This window comes from Kitasatospora sp. NPDC057904 (genome assembly GCF_042887925.1).
In the GTDB taxonomy this organism is placed as follows: domain Bacteria; phylum Actinomycetota; class Actinomycetes; order Streptomycetales; family Streptomycetaceae; genus Kitasatospora.
Window position 1 is genome coordinate 1 of sequence record NZ_JBHVOL010000012.1, and the last position, 17,875, is coordinate 17,875.

Genomic DNA, 17,875 nt, shown 5'->3' on the forward strand with positions numbered 1-17,875 from the left:
TGGCACGCTGTTGAGTTCTCAAGGAACGGACGCTTCCTTCGAGCCGCCTTCCAGCGGGCCCTCCGGGCGCTTCGTTCTTTCGTGTTTCCAGCTTACCAGATGTTTTCCGCTCCGTTTTCCCGGAGTTTCTTTCATCCGATTCCCACTGGGGGGATTTCCTGCAACTTCGCTCCGAAGCTTATCAAAGCTTTCGTACTGCGCAGTTCGCGGGATTTGCTTCGTCGGAGGGCGCGCATTTCGTGAAACGCGCGCGCCTCGATTCGGCGGTGTCGTAGACACTAACGCCCGGGCCCGACCGTTGTCCAGTCAGTCCCAACCGTTCAAATCTACTAGCCCACCGGTGCCACGTCAATGGTCCGGCCGGGATGCGAGAAGAGTAGCAGGTCAGAGGCCTGGTGATCACATCCGCCTCACGCGGCGACCGGCTGAAGGTCCGGCCGGTCGGCCGCGTCCAGGTCTCCGGTCTCACCGTCCGCGGCGGCCTTCTTCCCCAGCACCAGGGCGTAGAGCAGGAAGGCGGTCTCCGCGACGACGCCGATCGAAATGCGCGCCCAGGTGGGCAGGCCCGACGGGGTCACGAAGGCTTCGAGGATGCCGGAGACCGCGAGCACCGTCGCCATGCCGATGGCCATGCCGATGATGGAACGGCCCTGTTCCGCGAGCGCCGTCGTCCGGGTGCGCGGACCCGGGTCGATCACCGTCCAGCCGAGGCGCATGCCGAGCCCGCCGGCGACGAAGACGGCGGTCAGCTCCAGCAGGCCGTGCGGGATGAGCAGGCCGAGGAAGACGTCGAGTCGGCCCGCCGAGGCCATCAGGCCGATGCCCGCGCCGAGGTTGAGGACGTTCGACCACATCACGAAGATCACGGGGATGCCCAGCGCGATCCCGAACAACAGGCACTTGACGGCGACCATGGCGTTGTTCGTCCAGACCTGGGCCGCGAACGAGCTCGCGGGGCGGTCCGAGTAGTACGCCTCGTACTCGCCACCGGGGCGGGTCATCTGGCGCAGCATCTCGGGCGAGGCGAGGCTGTTGCGGACCTCGGGGTGGTTGGCGACCCACCAGGCGATCACCGCGGTGGCGACCAGCGAGACGACCGCGATCGGCAGCCACCACCGGCGGGAGCGGTACAGGGCCGCCGGGAAGCTCACCGTGTAGTACCGCGCCACGTCCCGCCAACCGCTGCTACGGGTGCCGGTGACGGCGGCCCGCCCGCGGGAGACCAGCGCGGTCAGCCGGCTCACCAGTGTCGGGTCGGGCGCGGCGGCCTGCACCTTGGCCAAGTGGCCGGTGGCCCGCTGGTACAGGGTGACCAGTTCGTCCGCCTCTTCTCCGCTGAGCCGGCGCTTGCGGGCGAGGGCGTCCAGCCGGTTCCACTCCCCCTGGTGGGTGGCGACGAAGACGTCCAGGTCCATGCGGCGGCTCCATGGTCGACGCGAGGCGCGGGGCGCACGGGGCGGCCGCACACACGCGGGGCGGTCGGGCAGGTCGGGCGGGCGAAGACGTACGGACACGTGCGGGCCCAGCATGCCAGGACGGACCGACGCCGTGGCCCCCGGGATCTCACTTCCCGTCCGAGCGCCGGGCGCCGTATGTTGGCGACTGCGGATCGGACGGCAGCAGGTGGGTCGCGGGGGCCGGTCCGGGATGTCCCGCGCCACGGCGTCCATCCGCCTCCGCGACCTCGACGAGCGTGAACGGACGGGTGTCTTGAGCGACCTGGTGACCGGTGAGGCGGTCGTCCTCGACCTGCGCGCGGCGAAGCTTCCGAGCCGGGCGCTGGCCGTCGCGCTCGACCTGGCCGTGGAGTTCGCCGGCCTGCTGATCACCTCGCTGGTCCTCAGCGTCGCCCTCTCGGGCCTCGACGGCGCCGCGCTGACCGCCATCCTGCTCGGGCTGATGGTGTTCTTCCTGGTCGGCGTGCCGGTGATGGTCGAGACGTTCAGCCACGGCCGTTCACTCGGCAAGGCCGCGCTCGGTCTGCGGGTGGTCCGCGGCGACGGCGGTCCGGTGCGGTTCCGGCACGCGCTGGTGCGCGGCCTGACCGGCTTCTTCGAGCTGATCACGCTGAGCGGCGCGCCCGCCGTGATCTGCTCGGTGGTGAACTCGGAGGGCAAGCGGCTGGGCGACATCTTCGCCGGGACGCTGGTGGTCCGCGAGCGCGCCCCGGGCGGCGGCGGGACGGCGGTCGCCCTGCCACCGGTGCACCCGCAGCTGCTGCAGTCGATGGGGCACGAGCTCCGCGCGATGGACCTGTCGGCCGTCCCCGAGCCGCTGTGGCTCGCGGTCCGCCAACTACTGGGACGGATAGGCCAGTTGGACCAGGCCGTGGCGCACCAGTTGTCCGCCCGGCTGGCCGCCGACCTCGCGGCCAGGACGTCCCACGACGTGCCGCCGGGAGTGCACCCGGCCGCCTACCTCGGCGCCGTGCTCACCGAACGTCAGCGTCGGGAGTGGACGCGCGCCGAGGGCTACCGGCCGACGGCAGCCCCACAGGCCCCGCAGACCCCACAGGCCCCGCAGACCTCCCAAGGCCCTCAGACCCCGCAGCCGTCGATGCCCGCGGCGGCCCCCGCAGGCCCCGCCCCGCTGACCGCACCACCGGCACCGCCAGCACCGGCCGCCACCACCCAGCCCAACGACATGGGCTTCGCCCCACCCGCCTGACCCGCGGCCTACCCCCCGAACTCCACCGGCCAGGCGTTCGGCGGCGACTCCAGCTCCTCCAGCTCGACCCCGTCCGCCGACAGCACCACGTCCCCGGCGAGGTGCACCACCTGCTGCTCCCCGGTCTCCAGGTCCGCCACCTGGTACCGCTCGACGAGCAGCGGACCGGAATCCGTGTCGTGCGTGTTGGTCCCCTCCAGCAACCAGCCCTGGTCGAAGGTGCGCGGCGCCAGCACCGGCTCGGTGAACGCCACCAGCCGCACCCGGGCGCTCGCCCCCTCCCGCAGCCGCAGCAGGCGGGCGGTCGCGACCAGGAAGGCCGGCGAGCGCCCGGTGAACCCGTGGGCCCGGTCGTGCCCCTCCACCGCGTGCTCGCCGCCCGGGTCGGCCGCGTCCGTACGCACCCACGCCACCCCGTCCACCGCCCCGCCGCGGACCTGCCACCCGCCCGCCCGCAGTTCCATCCGCAGCGGCCGGGCGCGCGAGTCCAGCGTGAGGTCGACGGTGCCGGTCACCCGGCCGTCCGGGGCGTAGGTCTTGGAGACGTACCGCCAGCCGGCCGGCCCGGGAGCGCAGCTGAACCGCTCCTCGCCGAGCAGCACGTGGTCATGGGTGTCGTGGAGCGAGTACCGGCCGTTGGGCATGCCCGAAGCCTACGTGGACGCCTCCGACCGGTCGGCATGCAACCTTCCGGAGCAGTGCCCGCATTAGGGAGGCGGACGGCGCGGGAGAGACGCCGCCGACACGATGAAGGGGGGTGCGGATGGCGAAGCAGACACACGACGCGGAGTTCACGGAGTACGTGGCTTCCAGGAGCGGCTGGCTGCGGAAGGTCGCCTATCTGCTGTGCGGGGACTGGCACCGGGCCGACGACCTGGTGCAGGAGACCATCACCAAGCTGTACGTGAACTGGTCGCGGGCCAAGCGGGTGGAGAACCTGGACGGCTACGCCCGGCGGGTGCTGGTCAACGTGTTCCTCGGCGAGCAGCGCACCTCGTGGTGGCGCCGCACGGTCCGCCGGGAGACAACGCCCGAGACCGTCGCCGACAGCATCGACCTGGACGCCTCGCTGGACCTCCGCCAGGCCCTGGCGGCACTGCCGCCGCGCCAGCGCGCCACGGTCGTCCTGCGCTACTACTGCGACCTGACCGTCGACCAGGCCGCAGAGGCCCTGGGCTGCTCCCCCGGCAACGTGAAGAGCCAGAGCTCACGCGGCCTGGACGCCCTCAGGACCAGGCTCGTCGCCCGCCCCGCCGTCGCAGAGAGGACGCCATGACCATCAACGATCACGACGAGCTGGCCGCCCACCTGACGGCCCTGGCCGACGCGCCGGCCCCACCGGCGGCCTTCGACGTCGCGACGTCCATCTCCCGGGGACGGGCCCGCCTGCGCCGCCGGCGCCAGGCGGCGGTCGGCGCGCTGGCCGCCATGACAGCGGCCACGGTCACGGCCGCCCTCCTGCTGGCGCCCGGAGGGGGTTTGCACGCGACCCAACTGCTGCCCGCCGGCACTCCCCGGGAATCCGCGACCCCCACCCCCGGCGAGCCGGTCGGCAGCCCCACCAATCCGCTGATCATCAGCGGCAGGTTCGGCTGGCTCCCCGACTGGCTGGACCCGGCTCGCGACGTCGGGTACCTGGCGGACGGATCGACGGTCGTCACCAAGGCCGGCCAGGGCGGCCCGTCGGGGCGGCGGCTGGACCTCCTCGTCCATCCGGCCGGTGCCGAGCCCCGGTTGACCGAGACATCGCAGTCGAAGCCGGAGAAGGACCCGGCGCCCCCCGTCAACGGCCGGACCGCGTACTGGATCACCGATCCGACCCATCCGACGTTCGACAGCGGTCGGCGCATCCTGTGCTGGCAGACCGCTTCCGGCCGTTGGGCGCAGCTGGTGTCGAACCGCCCGCGCGGCGGCGAGGTGCCCGACGACGTGCTGCTCCGGATCGCGGCCGACGTCCAGACCGGCGAGTGGCCCGCCGCGCTGCCGTTCTGGCTGTCCGGACTGCCGGAGGGCCTCCGGCCGAACCAGGCCGATCTGAGCCGTCCTGCGGCCGGGCAGCCGTGGAGTGCGGGAGCCGCCTTCTCCGTCGGCGAGATGACCATCGCCTTCATCGTGGCCCCCGCGGGCAAGCTGGAGTTCGGGAAGTCCGAAACGGTCTGCCGGGAGGAGCAGGGTCTGCAGATCTGCGCGACGACCGAAGGTGGCAGCAAGCCGCTGCTCGACAAGTTCGGTGGCCTGGAGGGCCTGACCCGGATGGTGCACCCCACCGGTGTCGACCCGTCGACCTGGACGACCGACGTCATCCGCTGACGGACGTCCGAACGCGCCGGTGGCCGGCACCCACGGGGGGTGCCGGCCACCGGCGTACGACTGTCACCGCATCAGTAGCGGTACTGCTCCGCCTTGTACGGGCCCTCGACCGGGACGCCGATGTAGTCGGCCTGCTCCTGGGTCAGGGTCGTGAGCTTCACGCCCAGCGCGTCCAGGTGCAGACGCGCGACCTTCTCGTCCAGGTGCTTCGGCAGCACGTACACGCCGATCGGGTACTGCTCGGTCTTCGTGAACAGCTCGATCTGCGCGATCGTCTGGTTCGCGAAGGAGTTGGACATCACGAACGACGGGTGACCGGTCGCGTTGCCCAGGTTCAGCAGACGGCCCTCGGACAGCACGATGATCGTCCGGCCGTCGGCCTTGCGCCACTCGTGGACCTGCGGCTTGACCTCGGTCTTCACGACGCCGTCGAGCTTGGCCAGACCGGCCATGTCGATCTCGTTGTCGAAGTGGCCGATGTTGCCCACGATCGCCTGGTGCTTCATCCGGGCCATGTGGGAGGCCATGATGATGTCCTTGTTGCCCGTGGTCGTGATGAAGATGTCGGCGGTCTCGACGACGTCATCCAGCGTGGCGACCTGGTAGCCGTCCATCGCCGCCTGCAGCGCGCAGATCGGGTCGATCTCCGTGACGATGACACGGGCGCCCTGGCCGCGCAGCGACTCCGCGCAGCCCTTGCCGACGTCGCCGTAGCCGCAGACGACGGCGACCTTGCCGCCGATCAGGACGTCGGTGGCGCGGTTGATGCCGTCGATGAGCGAGTGGCGGCAGCCGTACTTGTTGTCGAACTTCGACTTCGTCACCGAGTCGTTGACGTTGATCGCCGGGAACAGCAGCTGGCCGTCACGGTGCATCTCGTACAGCCGGTGCACACCGGTGGTGGTCTCCTCGGTCACGCCCTTGATGGTGGCGGCGACCTCGGTCCACTTGTTCGGGGTGTCCTTCAGGGTGCGGTTCAGCAGCTCCAGGATGATCCGGAACTCGTCGTTGTCCGCGGTGGACGGGTCCGGAGCGGCACCGGCCTTCTCGAACTCGACACCCTTGTGGATCAGGAGGGTGGCGTCACCGCCGTCGTCCAGGATCATGTTCGGGGTCTTGCCGTCCGGCCAGGTCAGCGCCTGCTCGGTGCACCACCAGTACTCCTCCAGCGTCTCGCCCTTCCAGGCGAAGACCGGGACGCCCTGCGGGTTCTCCGGGGTGCCCTCCGGGCCGACCGCGATGGCCGCGGCCGCGTGGTCCTGGGTGGAGAAGATGTTGCACGAGCACCAGCGGACCTCGGCGCCCAGCGCGGTCAGGGTCTCGATCAGCACCGCGGTCTGCACGGTCATGTGCAGCGAGCCGGTGATGCGGGCGCCGGCCAGCGGCTGCGACGCCGCGTACTCGGCGCGGATCGACATGAGGCCGGGCATCTCGTGCTCGGCGAGCTGGATCTCCTTGCGGCCGAACGGCGCCAGGGAAAGGTCGGCGACCTTGAAGTCACCGGTGATGTCGGTCGACATGCGTCTGCTCCTCGCTGATGGGGTGGGGCAAGGCCAAGGTCCTGGGTGTGCGTCGCAGCGCGGCGGTGCCGTACGAGGGTGCACGGCCACGCCGGGGCGGCCGGGCCCGCTGTACCGGACCGGCTCCCTGTGCGCAGCACAAACCGTCGGAGGACCTCTCTCCCTCGACCGGGGCACACCCTACGGGTGCGGACCGCCGATCGACCGCCATCAGCAGCGACGTTCTGGCTCTGGTGACGAATCTACACCGGTGACCCACCGGCCGTTCCCGGTTACGGATTTTCGGGGCCCGGCCCGCCGGGCGTGGCCGCCGGGTCGGCGCCGGCCGCGGCCTTGGCCGCGCTGTACACGTCCGGCTCCAGGTAGATCGCCCGGGCGATCGGGACGGCCGCGCGCACCCGCTCCTCGGCGGCGTCGATGGCGGCCGCGACCCGGGCGGCGCTGTCCTCCGCGTTGACCGCGATCTTGGCGGCGACCAGCAGTTCCTCGGGGCCGAGGTGGAGCGTGCGCATGTGGATCACGCCGGTGACCGCGTCCCCGTCGACCAGGGCCGCGCGGATGCGGGCCACCGACTCGCGGTCGGCGGACTCGCCGAGCAGCAGCGACTTGGTCTCCAGAGCGAGCACCACGGCGATCAGCACCAGGAGGACGCCGATGCACAGGGTGCCGACGCCGTCCCAGACGCCGTCGCCGGTGATCACGGTGAGCGACACGCCGAGCAGCGCGAGCACCAGGCCGATCAGCGCGCCGGTGTCCTCCAGCAGCACCACGGGCAGTTCCGGCGCCTTCGCGGTGCGGATGAACTGCACCCAGCCCTGGCCGCCCTTGGCCTTCGCCGACTCGCGCATCGCGGTGAGGAAGGACCAGCCCTCCATCGCGATCGCGAACACCAGCACGCCGACGGCCCAGCCCCAGGAGTCCAGCGCCTCCGGGTGGCGCACCTTGTGCCAGCCCTCGTAGACCGCGAAGAGGCCACCGACGCTGAACAGCACGATGGCCACCAGGAAGCCGTAGACGTAGCGCTCGCGGCCGTACCCGAACGGGTGCTCCTCGTCGGCCGCCCGGCGCGCCCGCTTGCCGCCGATCAGCAGCAGCACCTGGTTGCCGGAGTCGGCCACCGAGTGGACGCCCTCGGCCAGCATCGACGACGACCCGGTGAAGCCGAAGGCGGTGAACTTGGCCACCGCGATCGCCAGGTTCGCCGACAGCGCCGCGATCAGCGCTTTCGTCCCACCCTCTGCACTCATGCGCTCACCGTAGCGTGCGCCTCTCCCGCGCCTGCTCCCTACGACTGCGCGGCGGCGAGTCCCAGGTAGACGGCGGCGAAGTCGGTCAGCGCGACGAGGTCGGCGAGCGCGTGCAGCGGCTCGGGCCGGGCGCTGGCGTACTCGGTGAGCCGGACGTCGTGGGCGGCGGCGAGGCGGTGCGCCCGGGAGACGCCGAAGGCGCGCGGGCCCTCGTCGTCCTCCGGAACCTCGGCCGGGCCCTCGTCCTCGTCCAGCGGGCCACCGGGCGTGCCCGGGACGTGCCGCAGCAGCAGGACCTGGAGGTGCAGCGGGTCCGGCTCGTCGACGCGGTCGCGGAAGAAGTCGTCCGGGTCGGCGCCCGCGCCCAGCTGGCCGGTGAACATGCCCCGGTGCGCGGTGAGCACCTGCGGCAGCAGTCCTGGCAGCGCCGGGCGGCCGGCCCGGTCGGCCAGCTGCGCGGCGAAGCGGGTGACGACGGCCCCGGCGACGGCCCCCTCCGCCCACAGCAGCGGGACGGTCCCGGCGAGCCTGGCGGCCAGGCCCTTGGCCGGGTTGGTGTAGGCGGCGGCGTCGGGGCGGCAGCGGACGGCCGACGCGTCGAGGAGGTCGGCGGTGGCCGGGAGCGCGTCGTACGGCAGCTGGGTGACGCCGATCTTCTGGGCGAGCGCGAGCATCGGGGTCAGGTGGGCCCACAGCGCACCCGGGTCCTCGGCGGGCAGGTCCGGTTCGGCGGCGCGCTCGGCCGGCGGCTCGTCCTCGGGCCGCGCGGACGGCACGTACGGGAGCGGCAGGGCCCGCACCTGGAGTGCCGCCGCGGCGAGCGGGCTGCCCTCGGGCGCGGTGACGACGATCGCGCAGCCGCGCGCGTAGGCCTGCTCGGCGAGGCCGATCAGGCCCTGCTCGTCACCGTCGGCGGAGCTGATCACCAGCAGGTCGAGCGGTCCGGCCCAGCCGGGCAGCTGCCAGCCGAGCCCGGCGGTGAAGACGGGCGGGGCGCCGGCCCGGTCGGCGCGGGGGGCGGTGGCGTCGGCGGGCGGCAGCGGGGTGACGAGGCTGCCGGTGCCGGCCAGCGCGGCGAGGATCTCGCCCGCGGTCAGGGCGCTGCCGTGCCCGGCGACGAGGACGGCGCGCGGGCGGCCGTCGGGCCGCAGCCGGTCGAGGCCGGCCGCGTCGGCGAGCCGCAGCGCGGTGCGCACCCGCGCGCCGGAGCCGGCCAGCGCGAGCAGGGCGCGGTCGCGGTCGGCGCGCTGGAGGGCGGCCGGGTCGTCGAGCAGGGTGTCGTCGAGCATGCGGCGGTCCTCCGGCTGCGGTCGGCTGCGGTCCTGGGGGCGCTGGGCTGGCGGTGCGCTGGACTGGCGGGGCGCTGAGCTGGCGGTGCGGGGCTTCGCCCCCAAGGATCAGGCCGGGCGGCGGGCCTCGTCCACCAGGAGGACCGGAATGCCGTCGCGGACCGGGTACGCGAGGCCGCAGTCCGTACCGGTGCAGACCAGCTCGGGCTGCTCCTCGGTGCCGGCCTCGGCGAGCGCGGCCCGGCACTGCGGGCAGACCAGGATCTCCAGCAGGAAGGATTCGAGCTTCAAGGGGCTCTCCAAGAGTCGGGAGGTGGCGCGGCGGTGCCCCGGCCGATAGGCAACCCTACCGGCCGGGGCACCGGCGCTCCGGCTCGGGCGCGTCGGCGCCCGGGGCGCGTCAGGCGCGGACGATCGCGAGGACGCCGTCGCGCAGCTCGGCCATCTTCGCCGGGTCCTTGGCCTCGACGTTCAGGCGCAGCAGCGGCTCGGTGTTGGACGCGCGCAGGTTGAACCACCAGTCCGGGCCGGCCACGGTGAGGCCGTCCAGCTCGTCGACGGTGGTGCCCTCCAGGCCGGCGTAGGCGGCGCGGACGGCGGCCGAGCGGTCGGCCTGGTCGGCGACGGTGCTGTTGATCTCGCCGGAGGCCGCGTAGCGGTCGTACTCGGCGGTGAGCGCGGACAGCGTGCCCGGCTGCCCGCCGAGGGCGGCGAGCACGTGCAGGGCGGCGAGCATGCCGGTGTCGGCGCGCCAGAAGTCGCGGAAGTAGTAGTGGGCGGAGTGCTCGCCGCCGAAGACGGCGTCGGTGACGGCCATCTCCTGCTTGATGAAGGAGTGGCCGACGCGGGTGCGCACCGGGGTGCCGCCGAGCTCGCGGACCACCTCGGGGACGGTCCAGGAGGTGATCAGGTTGTGGATGATCGTCGGCTCGGCCTCGCCGGCGGCCTGGGCGCGGGCGATCTCGCGGGCGGCGACCAGGGCGGTGATCGCGGACGGGGAGACCGGCTCGCCGCGCTCGTCGACGACGAAGCAGCGGTCGGCGTCGCCGTCGAAGGCGAGGCCGAGGTCGGCGCCGACCTCGCGGACCTTCGCCTGCAGGTCGACCAGGTTCTTGGGGTCGAGCGGGTTGGCCTCGTGGTTGGGGAAGGTGCCGTCCAGCTCGAAGTACATCGGGACGAGCTCGATCGGCAGGCCGTCGAAGACGGTCGGCACGGTGTGGCCGCCCATGCCGTTGCCCGCGTCGACGGCGACCTTCAGCGGGCGGATCGCGGTGAGGTCGACCAGGCCGAGCAGGTGGTCGGCGTAGCCGCGCAGGGTCTCCTGCTCCGAGAGCGCGCCGGGCTTGACGTCCTTGGCCGGGACGGTGACGGCGTCGTCCTCGCCGGTCCAGGACTCGACCAGCTCGCGGATCTCGGAGAGGCCGGTGTCCTGGCCGACCGGGGCGGCGCCGGCCCGGCACAGCTTGATGCCGTTGTACTGGGCCGGGTTGTGGCTCGCGGTGAACATCGCGCCGGGCAGGTCGAGCTTGCCGCTGGCGTAGTAGAGCTGGTCGGTCGAGCAGAGGCCGATCTGCACGACGTCGGCGCCGTAGGCCGCGGCGCCCTCGGCGAAGGCCCGGCTGAGCGACGGGGAGGAGGGCCGCATGTCGTGGCCGACCACGATCGCGGTCGCACCGGTGACCTGGACGAAGGCCGCGCCGAAGGCCCGGGACAGGCTCTCGTCCCACTGGTCCGGGACGACGCCTCGGACGTCGTACGCCTTCACGAGCTGCTTGAGGTCGCGCACTGCGGCTCCACCCTGGTCTCTGTGCTGATCGTTCACGATACGTCGGGGTCACCGCGCGTTCGGTCGACGGGACGCGGTGACGGTAGACGGGCAGCGTACCCGGGCCGGGGGAACGCCCCGTGCGGGGCGAGCCGTCAGTTGTCGGGCGAACGGAGGACCCGGAGGTGGCCGCGGCGGCCGCCCTCGGTGGACTCGCCCTCGGGGGCGCGGCCCTGACGGGGGGTCTGCGGGCGGGCGGCCTCGCGGACGGCGTTGGCGAGGGCCTCCAGGTCGTCGCTGCTGCGGCGCAGCGGCCCGGCCTCGGCGGCGAGGCGGACGACCTCCCAGCCGCGCGGGGCGGTGAGGCGCTCGGCGTGCTCGGCGCACAGGTCGTAGCAGTGCGGTTCGGCGTAGGTGGCGAGCGGGCCCAGGACGGCGGTGGAATCCGCGTAGACGTACGTCAGCGTCGCGACGGCCGGCCGGCCGCACGCGGTCCGCGAACAACGACGTACAGAGCTCACGAGGGTGGACGGTACAGCACTCCTCGCCGGGGAGCGAAGACCGCCTGCCCTCGTGGTGCGACGTGTCGCGCCGCGCGCCCCTCGGACTCCCCCTCCGCCGCGCCCGGGGGGCGCTTCGGCGCGGAGCCGCTCCTTCGACTGCTCCGCTCGCTCCGCCCGTTGCGGCGTACGCCCCCGCCCCGGGCGTTTCCCTGCCGGAGTGGTCCACTTCCGACCGTCCAAGGACTACCCTCGGCAGTGATATGGACAGCTCTGCACCGCAGTCATCGACGGGACCCTCGCGCCGACCCCGGCACCGCGACCGGCACGGCAGGGGGCTGCGCGGCCCGCTGGCACCGCCCCAGGTGCCGATCTCGCTCACCCGCTCCGAACTGTTCGACGACTACGTGCGCGAATCGGTGGAGCGTCTGGAGCGGCGTTGGCCGCAGCTGATCGAGGTGGAATTCGCCGTCCAGGAGGTGCCGCTGCACGAGGCGGACGGCGCGGACTCCGAGGACGGCGTGCCGCTGGGGCGGGTGTCGCCCGGCAAGCAGGGGCGCAAGAGTCAGATCGTGGTGTACCGGCGGCCGGTGGAGATCCGGGCGAAGACCCGGGAGGACCGGGCGGCGCTGGTGCACGAGATCCTGATCGAGCAGGTCGCCGAGCTGCTCGGCCTGTCGCCGGACGCCATCGACCCGCGCTACGACGAGGAGTGACGCTCCGGGGGCCCGCAGCCGGGCCCCCGGAGCGCGCGGTCAGCGCTGGACGACGCCCGGGTCCTGGGAGGCCTGCGGGACCTTGACGGTGCTGCGGTCGTCCCGCAGCGCCTGGACGGTGAACATCGGCACGTCCTTGGCGGGGATCGCGAGCATCCGGGCGGCCACCACCGGGCCGCCGGAGGCGGTCTCCACGGTGAGCGCGAAGGAGCCGTTCAGCCCGCCGGGCTCGGGGGCCGGGACGGCGACCGTGGCACCGGCCGGCACCTGGACGTCCTTGGTCACCGGGGTGCCGCCGTTGCTGCCCGCCGAGGCGGTGACGTGGACGGTGGCGGCGTCGCCGGTCGACGTCAGGAACAGGGTGGACGCGCCGGCCCGGTTGTCGGCCACCGTGGCGCGGGCGCCGACCGGGGCACTGCCGGTGAGCCAGGCCGCGTCGGACTTGCCGTTGGAGCCGGCCCGGTCGATCCGGACCCCGGCGACGACCGGGGTGGGGTGCTTGTCGTCGCTGGGCGACAGCCGCAGCCCGGCCACCTCGTCGCGGGTGACCTTCCCGAGGTCGACGGCGGCGACCATGCCCGCCTTGACGTGGATGGACTCGTTGCCGGCCGGGGTGAACCAGCCGTTCTTGCCGGAGAGCTGGATCTTCAGGTCGGCGTCGTCGTCCGGCGACGCCCAGACGACCAGGCGGGCGGCCGAGGTGTCGGCGGGCAGGCCGGGCAGCACCTGGGTCGGGGCGGGCTCGACGGAGGACGGGATCCAGTCGGCGCCCTTGCTGCCGTCGGCGGCGTGCAGGAACGCGCCGAGCCGGCCGCTGCGGGCCACCACGTGCACGGCGAGGTCGGTGACCGGACCCTTGGTCAGCGTCGGCAGCAGGATCGACTGGGAGCTGCCGGGGGCGACGGTGATGCCGTTGGCGGCGTCGTTGTCGATCGGGCCCTTGTCGCCGTAGAGCTTGATGTCGACGACGGCGGCGGAGGACTCGGTGTTCACCAGGCTGACGTAGTCCGTCCGGTCGCCCGCGGTGCTGGCCCCGGCGAACCAGAAGCTGGTGCCGGCCGGGGTGCAGGTGACGCCGGACAGGCCGAGGCCGCGCTGCTCGGTGACCGTGGTGGTCTGCGAGACGGTGAAACCGGGGGCGAGGGCTCCGGTGGCGAGGGCCCCGGTGCCGGGCGCGGTGTCGGCGTTGGCCGCGGGGGCCGAGACCGGGGTACCGGGCTTGGCCAGCGTCAGTCGGGCGTCGGCGGGTGCGCCGCCCTTGTCGGGGGCGGCCGAGCCGGTCGGCGCCGGGGTCGCGGGGGCGGACGGCGTGGCCGGGGCCGACGGGGCCGCGGTCGGGGGCGTCGCGGGCGCGCTGGCGTCGGAGAGCCAGCCGGCCCCGCCGGTGGCGGCGCCGGTGCCGGGCGGGGTGTAGGCGGTGAGCGTGGTCGAGCCGGTCAGGCCCTGGAGCGGCTGCGGGCAGACCGCCGCCGTCCGTTCGACCTGCGCGGTGGTCGCCGAGGCGCCGGTGTCGCCGGTCGCGGGGGCGGCCGGCGGACGGACCTCGGAGATGCCGAACACCACGGCGAGCACGGCCGCGGCCGCCAGCAGCGACTGCGTCGTGCGGCTGCCGCCCGAGCGCCCGGCGGGGCGGGTCGGCGCCGGGGCGCCGTCCGCGTCGGGGGCGGCGGCCGGAGCCGGCGGCGGGTAACCGCTCTCCTCGGCCTCGGCGGGCGCGGACTTCTTCCCGAAGGAGGGCTTCTTCATCGCGGGTCAGCTCCCCGATCCGTGGTGGTGCGGGTACCGGCCAGTCCCGTTGGGGTCGTTCGGGTCGTAGTAGGGCTCGGCCTGCGGCTGCCCCGGCACCCAGGGCTGCTGGTGCTCCGTCTGCTGGTAGGGGTCGTAGCCGTACTGCTGGTCCTGGTACGGCTGCTCGTAGCCCTGCTGCTGCTCGTAACCCTCTTGGGGGTAGGCCTGCTGGAAGTCCTGATGGGAGTGGGCCTGCTGCTGCTCGTAGCCCTGCTGGGCGTGGGCCTGGCCGCCGTACGGCGCGGCCGCCGGCTGCTGCGCGGCGTACGGGTCGTAGCTGTACGGGTCGGCCTGCTGGTACGTCTGGTACGGGTCCGTGTACGGCTCGGTGTCCTGGGCGGCCGCGGCCGCCTGGACGGCCTCCGTCATCGGATCGGCGGCGGGCTGCGGCGGCACTGCGCCCTCGTACACCCCGCTCTCCTCGGTGCCCGGCTCGGCGCCCTCGCCGCGCTCGGCCATCCGGCGGGCCCGGCGGCTGCCGGGGGCCGGGGCCTGCGCCTGGGCGGCGGCGGCCAGCGCGGCGGCGGCCACCACGTCCTCGGGCAGGTCGTCGTCCTTGTGGCTACGGCGGCCGGGCAGGGCGAGGACCAGGATGGTCAGCCCGATCAGCACCTGCGCCCAGATCCAACCGGTGTGCAGCAGGCCGGCCTCGCGGGTGACGGACAGCTTGCCGCCGCCCGCCGGGAGCTTGAAGCCCTGCGCCCAGCCGTCGACCGTGGTCGGCTCCAGCGCGGTGCCGTCCAGGGTGGCCTTCCACTCGGGGGACGCGCTCTCGGCGAGCCGCAGCACCCGGCCGTCCGGGCCGGCCGCGACGGTCGTGGCGATGTCGCGGACGCCGGACGGGACGACCACGGGGGCCGCGCCGGGGGCGGTGATCACCGCGCGGACCGCCGCGGCGCCGTTGACCTGCCAGAGCGCGGCGGCACCGTCCTGGTTGGCCTTGACCAGACCGGGGGTGGCGTCCAGGACGTCCTTGAACACGTCGATCACCGGCCGCTCGACCACCACGTACGCGATGCCGTAGCCCGACAGGGCGCCGGCCTGGTCCGCGCCGGAGCCGGCCAGCAGGCTGCCGACCACCTTGTTCAGGCCGTCCTGGGTGCCGGTCGCCGGGTCGACGGTGGACTCGGACTGGCCGAGCGTCAGGCCGGCGCCGCGGACCAGGGTGTAGCGGACGGCTCCACCGCTCTTCTCCCCCGTCACGACGAGCGTGCGGGCGCGGTCGGTGGTGCCGGCCTCCTCCGCGACGAACGCGGGCACCTGGCTGGCATCGGCGCGGTGCAGCGGACCGTCCGCGCCGGTCACCGCCCACCAGAGGCCGGTGCCCAGCGGGGCCAGCGCGGCCGCGGCCACCACGAGGGCGGCGACCGGCTGGCGCCAGCCGAAGGCGATGCCGGCCACGCGGGCGTTGGCGCCGTCGGCGCCGATCGCGGCGGCGGCCAGCAGGGCGATCCCGGCGACCAGGGTCGCCGGACCGGCCCAGGCGGGCACGGCCGGACCGCCCGAGGCGGGGGTCACGGAGGTGCCCGCCACGGCGACGGCGAAGACCATGCCCGCACCGGCCGCGCCCCACGCGGCGAGCACCGCGCGACGGCGGTCGGCGCGCAGCAGCGCCGCGAGCGCGGCGAGCACGACACCGGCCGACAGCCACACCGGGGGCACCCCGGCGCCGCCCGGGTTGACGAGCACCAGGCCGACGGCGCCGGCGCCACTGCCGTGCAGGCCCGGCAGGCCCGCCTCCATCAGCAGCGACTGCGGGTGCGACAGCACCGTCAGCGACCACGGCGCGAGCACCGCCACCGGCAGCGCGAGCACCACGACGACGCGCAGCCCGAGCAGCCGCAGCGCGGCGCCGCCGGAGCCGAAGGCACCGCCGCGGACGACCGCGACCCCCAGCGTGGCCAGGCAGAGCGGAACCGCGAGCGCCCAGGTCAGCGGCACGAAGGCGGTGGCCAGGGTGAGCAGCAGGACGGTCATCCAGACCGGCCGCCAGCCGGGGCGGGCGCCCTTGGCAGCGCTCTCCTCGCGGATGCCGAGGCCGGCGGTGATCGCCGCGGCACGGGCCAGCGGCGGCAGCAGGACGGCGAGGACGGCGGTGCCGAGGCGGCCCTGCGCGAGCGCGCCGGTCGCGGCGGGCAGCAGCGCGTAGGCGGCGCTGGCCCAGGCGCGGACCAGCTTGGAGTCCAGCAGCGGACGCGAGACCAGGTAGGCGCTGACCGCGGCGAGCGGCACCGTCAGGAAGAGCAGCAGGGTGATCGCGAGGTCGGCGTGGCCGAAGAAGATCCAGGACAGGACGGCGAGCACGCCGAGGTACGGCGGTGCGGCGGCCGTGGAGCCGGTGCCGATCGGGTGCCAGGCGTCGGCGTACATCGACCAGAGGCCGCCGGCGCCGTCGGCGGCCGGCAGCAGGGCGCCGCCGAACAGCACGCCGCTGCCGAACAGACCGCGGCAGGCGACGAGGGCGAACACCAGCAGGGCCGCGAACAGGACGGGCGCGGGGCGCCGGGCGAGCTTCTTGATCAGCGCGAACTGCTCGACGACGAGGTCCTCGGCGTCGTCGTCGCCGCCGGCCTCCACCGAGCCGTGCCGGCCGACGTTGTCGTCCGCTCCCCCTATCCCGAGCGAGCTGATGACGCCCTCGACGGCGAGCCGGGTGGTCGCGCCGGGCGCCGGGAACAGCGTGCGGTCGTCCAGGGCGTCGGCGGCCCTGGTCCGGGCCCGGCGCTTGCGCGCGGCCAACAGCCGCGGCAGCCGGACGAGTTCGTGCCCGAGCCCGGCGAGCTCGTCGAAGGCCTGGCGCGGGTCCTTGCCCAGCAGGTTGGTGACGGCCCGCACCAGCGTGCCGAGCACCAGCCGCAGCAGGACGTAGGGGAAGAGCGCGCCCTTGCAGTTGGCGAGCAGGGTGTAGACGGCTCCGGCCTTGTCCACCCGGTGCGGGTGGGAGGCGCCGCAGTCGATGGCGCGGCGCTCGCGGCTGGCCGCCTCGGCGTGCCGCAGCACGGCGTCGGGGGCGACCACCACGCGGTGGCCGGCGGCGTTGACCCGCCAGCAGAAGTCGGCGTCGTCGCGCATCAGCGGCAGCGCCTTGTCGAAGCCGCCGAGCTCCTCGAAGACGTCCCGGCGCACCAGCATGCCGGCCGAGGAGACGGCGAGCACCGGGCGGACCTGGTCGTGCTGGCCCTGGTCCTGCTCGCGGCGGTCGAGGCCGGTCCAGCGGCGGCCGGAGCGGGCGATCGTGACGCCGACCTCCAGCAGTTGGCGGCGGTCGTACCAGCTGCGCAGCTTGGGGCCGACGACGGCGGCGCTCGGGGTGGAGTCGGCGACCTGGAGCAGGCGGCGCAGGGCGTCGGTCTGCGGCTCGCAGTCGTCGTGCAGCAGCCACAGCCACTCGACCGGCTGGGTCTCGCGCGGGCCGCCGCGGACGAGGTCGTCCTCCTGGGCGAGCGGGTCGCCGAAGTCGTCCCAGCCGCCGGTGACCGGGTCGTAGCCGGAGGGGTCGAGCCGGTACGGGAGGTCCTCCGGGCGCAGCGGCGGGCTGTTGAAGACGGCCTCGGCGACGGCGGTGCCGAACCCGGCCCGGCGGCCGAGGATCAGGGGCCCGCTCTCGGGCAGCCAGTCGGCGAGGGTGTCGGCGAGCAGCTGCGGGGAGTTGTCGGTGGATCCGGTGTCGACCGCGAGCACCCGCTGGACCTGGCGGTCCTGGCCGAGCAGGCCGGCCAGGGCCTGCGGCAGCCAGCGGGCGCCGTCGTGCGAGACGATCACGGCGGTGACCAGGTGGCGCGGATAGGCGGGCGGCCTGGCAGCGGTGAAGCCGCTCTGGTGGCTGTAGACGGTCATCGAGTGCGCGGGCCCCAGTTCTCGGTGGACACAGCCGGTGAACGGCAACCGGATGGCGCACCACACTAACGGCTCCGGGTTGCGGCTCCGTCCACGGTGTCCGTGCGGGGACGGTGAAGGACGGCCCACGACCGTGCCCCGGCACGCGAAAGCGCCCCACCACCGCGGTGAGGCGCCCGTACAGCTGTGTGGTTGTCCTCCGTCACCGGAGGATCGGCGGAGGCCCGAAACCGCTC

At 74.0% G+C, this 17,875-nt stretch carries 14 protein-coding genes; 4 read left to right on the forward strand and 10 right to left on the reverse strand.

Annotated features, from left to right (window positions below; genetic code table 11):
* Positions 1-410: 410 nt before the first annotated feature.
* Complete coding sequence (locus ACFVSN_RS27625; protein ID WP_387956773.1) at positions 411-1,415, reverse strand: stage II sporulation protein M; 1,005 nt, start codon at positions 1,413-1,415, stop codon at positions 411-413.
* A 295-nt stretch (positions 1,416-1,710) separates the two neighbouring features.
* Between ACFVSN_RS27625 and ACFVSN_RS27630 the strand changes: the two genes are divergently transcribed.
* Positions 1,711-2,667 carry an RDD family protein gene (locus ACFVSN_RS27630; RefSeq protein WP_387956774.1) on the forward strand — a complete coding sequence of 319 codons (957 nt, stop codon included), beginning with the start codon at positions 1,711-1,713 and terminating at the stop codon, positions 2,665-2,667.
* Positions 2,668-2,675: 8 nt separating this feature from the next.
* On the opposite strand, the gene ACFVSN_RS27635 is transcribed toward ACFVSN_RS27630, so the two are convergent.
* Positions 2,676-3,311 carry a hypothetical protein gene (locus ACFVSN_RS27635; protein ID WP_387956775.1) on the reverse strand — a complete coding sequence of 212 codons (636 nt, stop codon included), beginning with the start codon at positions 3,309-3,311 and terminating at the stop codon, positions 2,676-2,678.
* A 119-nt stretch (positions 3,312-3,430) separates the two neighbouring features.
* On the opposite strand from ACFVSN_RS27635, the gene ACFVSN_RS27640 reads away from it, so the two are divergent.
* Both ACFVSN_RS27640 and ACFVSN_RS27645 read left to right on the forward strand, forming a co-directional pair.
* Positions 3,431-3,943, forward strand: a complete 513-nt coding sequence (locus ACFVSN_RS27640; protein ID WP_380442004.1) for a SigE family RNA polymerase sigma factor — start codon at positions 3,431-3,433, stop codon at positions 3,941-3,943.
* On the forward strand, positions 3,940-4,977 hold the full coding sequence (locus ACFVSN_RS27645; RefSeq protein ID WP_387956776.1) for a hypothetical protein: 1,038 nt from the start codon (positions 3,940-3,942) through the stop codon (positions 4,975-4,977). Before ACFVSN_RS27640 ends, ACFVSN_RS27645 begins: the two co-directional genes overlap by 4 nt.
* 71 nt (positions 4,978-5,048) lie before the next feature.
* On the opposite strand, the gene ahcY is transcribed toward ACFVSN_RS27645, so the two are convergent.
* The 6 genes from ahcY to ACFVSN_RS27675 all read right to left on the reverse strand — a co-directional run bounded on the left by ahcY (position 5,049) and on the right by ACFVSN_RS27675 (position 11,319).
* On the reverse strand, positions 5,049-6,497 hold the full coding sequence (gene ahcY, locus ACFVSN_RS27650; protein ID WP_380442009.1) for an adenosylhomocysteinase: 1,449 nt from the start codon (positions 6,495-6,497) through the stop codon (positions 5,049-5,051).
* 272 nt (positions 6,498-6,769) lie between these two features.
* Positions 6,770-7,744 (reverse strand): cation diffusion facilitator family transporter, encoded by a 975-nt coding sequence (locus tag ACFVSN_RS27655; RefSeq protein ID WP_380442012.1) that lies wholly within the window; start codon positions 7,742-7,744, stop codon positions 6,770-6,772.
* 38 nt (positions 7,745-7,782) lie between these two features.
* Positions 7,783-9,033: an SIS domain-containing protein gene (locus ACFVSN_RS27660; RefSeq protein WP_380442015.1), complete on the reverse strand. Its 1,251-nt coding sequence runs from the start codon at positions 9,031-9,033 to the stop codon at positions 7,783-7,785.
* Between the two features lie 108 nt (positions 9,034-9,141).
* The gene (locus tag ACFVSN_RS27665) at positions 9,142-9,324 is read right to left on the reverse strand and encodes a Trm112 family protein (RefSeq protein ID WP_329928842.1); all 183 of its coding nucleotides are present in this window, start codon (positions 9,322-9,324) and stop codon (positions 9,142-9,144) included.
* A 109-nt stretch (positions 9,325-9,433) separates the two neighbouring features.
* Positions 9,434-10,819, reverse strand: coding sequence for a phosphomannomutase/phosphoglucomutase (locus tag ACFVSN_RS27670; protein ID WP_380442018.1), 1,386 nt, complete (start codon positions 10,817-10,819; stop codon positions 9,434-9,436).
* 134 nt (positions 10,820-10,953) lie between these two features.
* Positions 10,954-11,319, reverse strand: a complete 366-nt coding sequence (locus tag ACFVSN_RS27675; protein WP_280686050.1) for a DUF3499 domain-containing protein — start codon at positions 11,317-11,319, stop codon at positions 10,954-10,956.
* A gap of 242 nt (positions 11,320-11,561) precedes the next feature.
* Between ACFVSN_RS27675 and ACFVSN_RS27680 the strand changes: the two genes are divergently transcribed.
* Entirely contained in the window at positions 11,562-12,014 is a 453-nt protein-coding gene (locus ACFVSN_RS27680; protein WP_380442021.1) for a metallopeptidase family protein, read from the forward strand.
* A gap of 39 nt (positions 12,015-12,053) precedes the next feature.
* On the opposite strand, the gene ACFVSN_RS27685 is transcribed toward ACFVSN_RS27680, so the two are convergent.
* Complete coding sequence (locus tag ACFVSN_RS27685) at positions 12,054-13,760, reverse strand: DUF5719 family protein (RefSeq protein ID WP_387602273.1); 1,707 nt, start codon at positions 13,758-13,760, stop codon at positions 12,054-12,056.
* A 6-nt stretch (positions 13,761-13,766) separates the two neighbouring features.
* On the reverse strand, positions 13,767-17,639 hold the full coding sequence (locus ACFVSN_RS27690; protein WP_387956777.1) for a glycosyltransferase: 3,873 nt from the start codon (positions 17,637-17,639) through the stop codon (positions 13,767-13,769).
* Between the last annotated feature and the right edge of the window lie 236 nt (positions 17,640-17,875).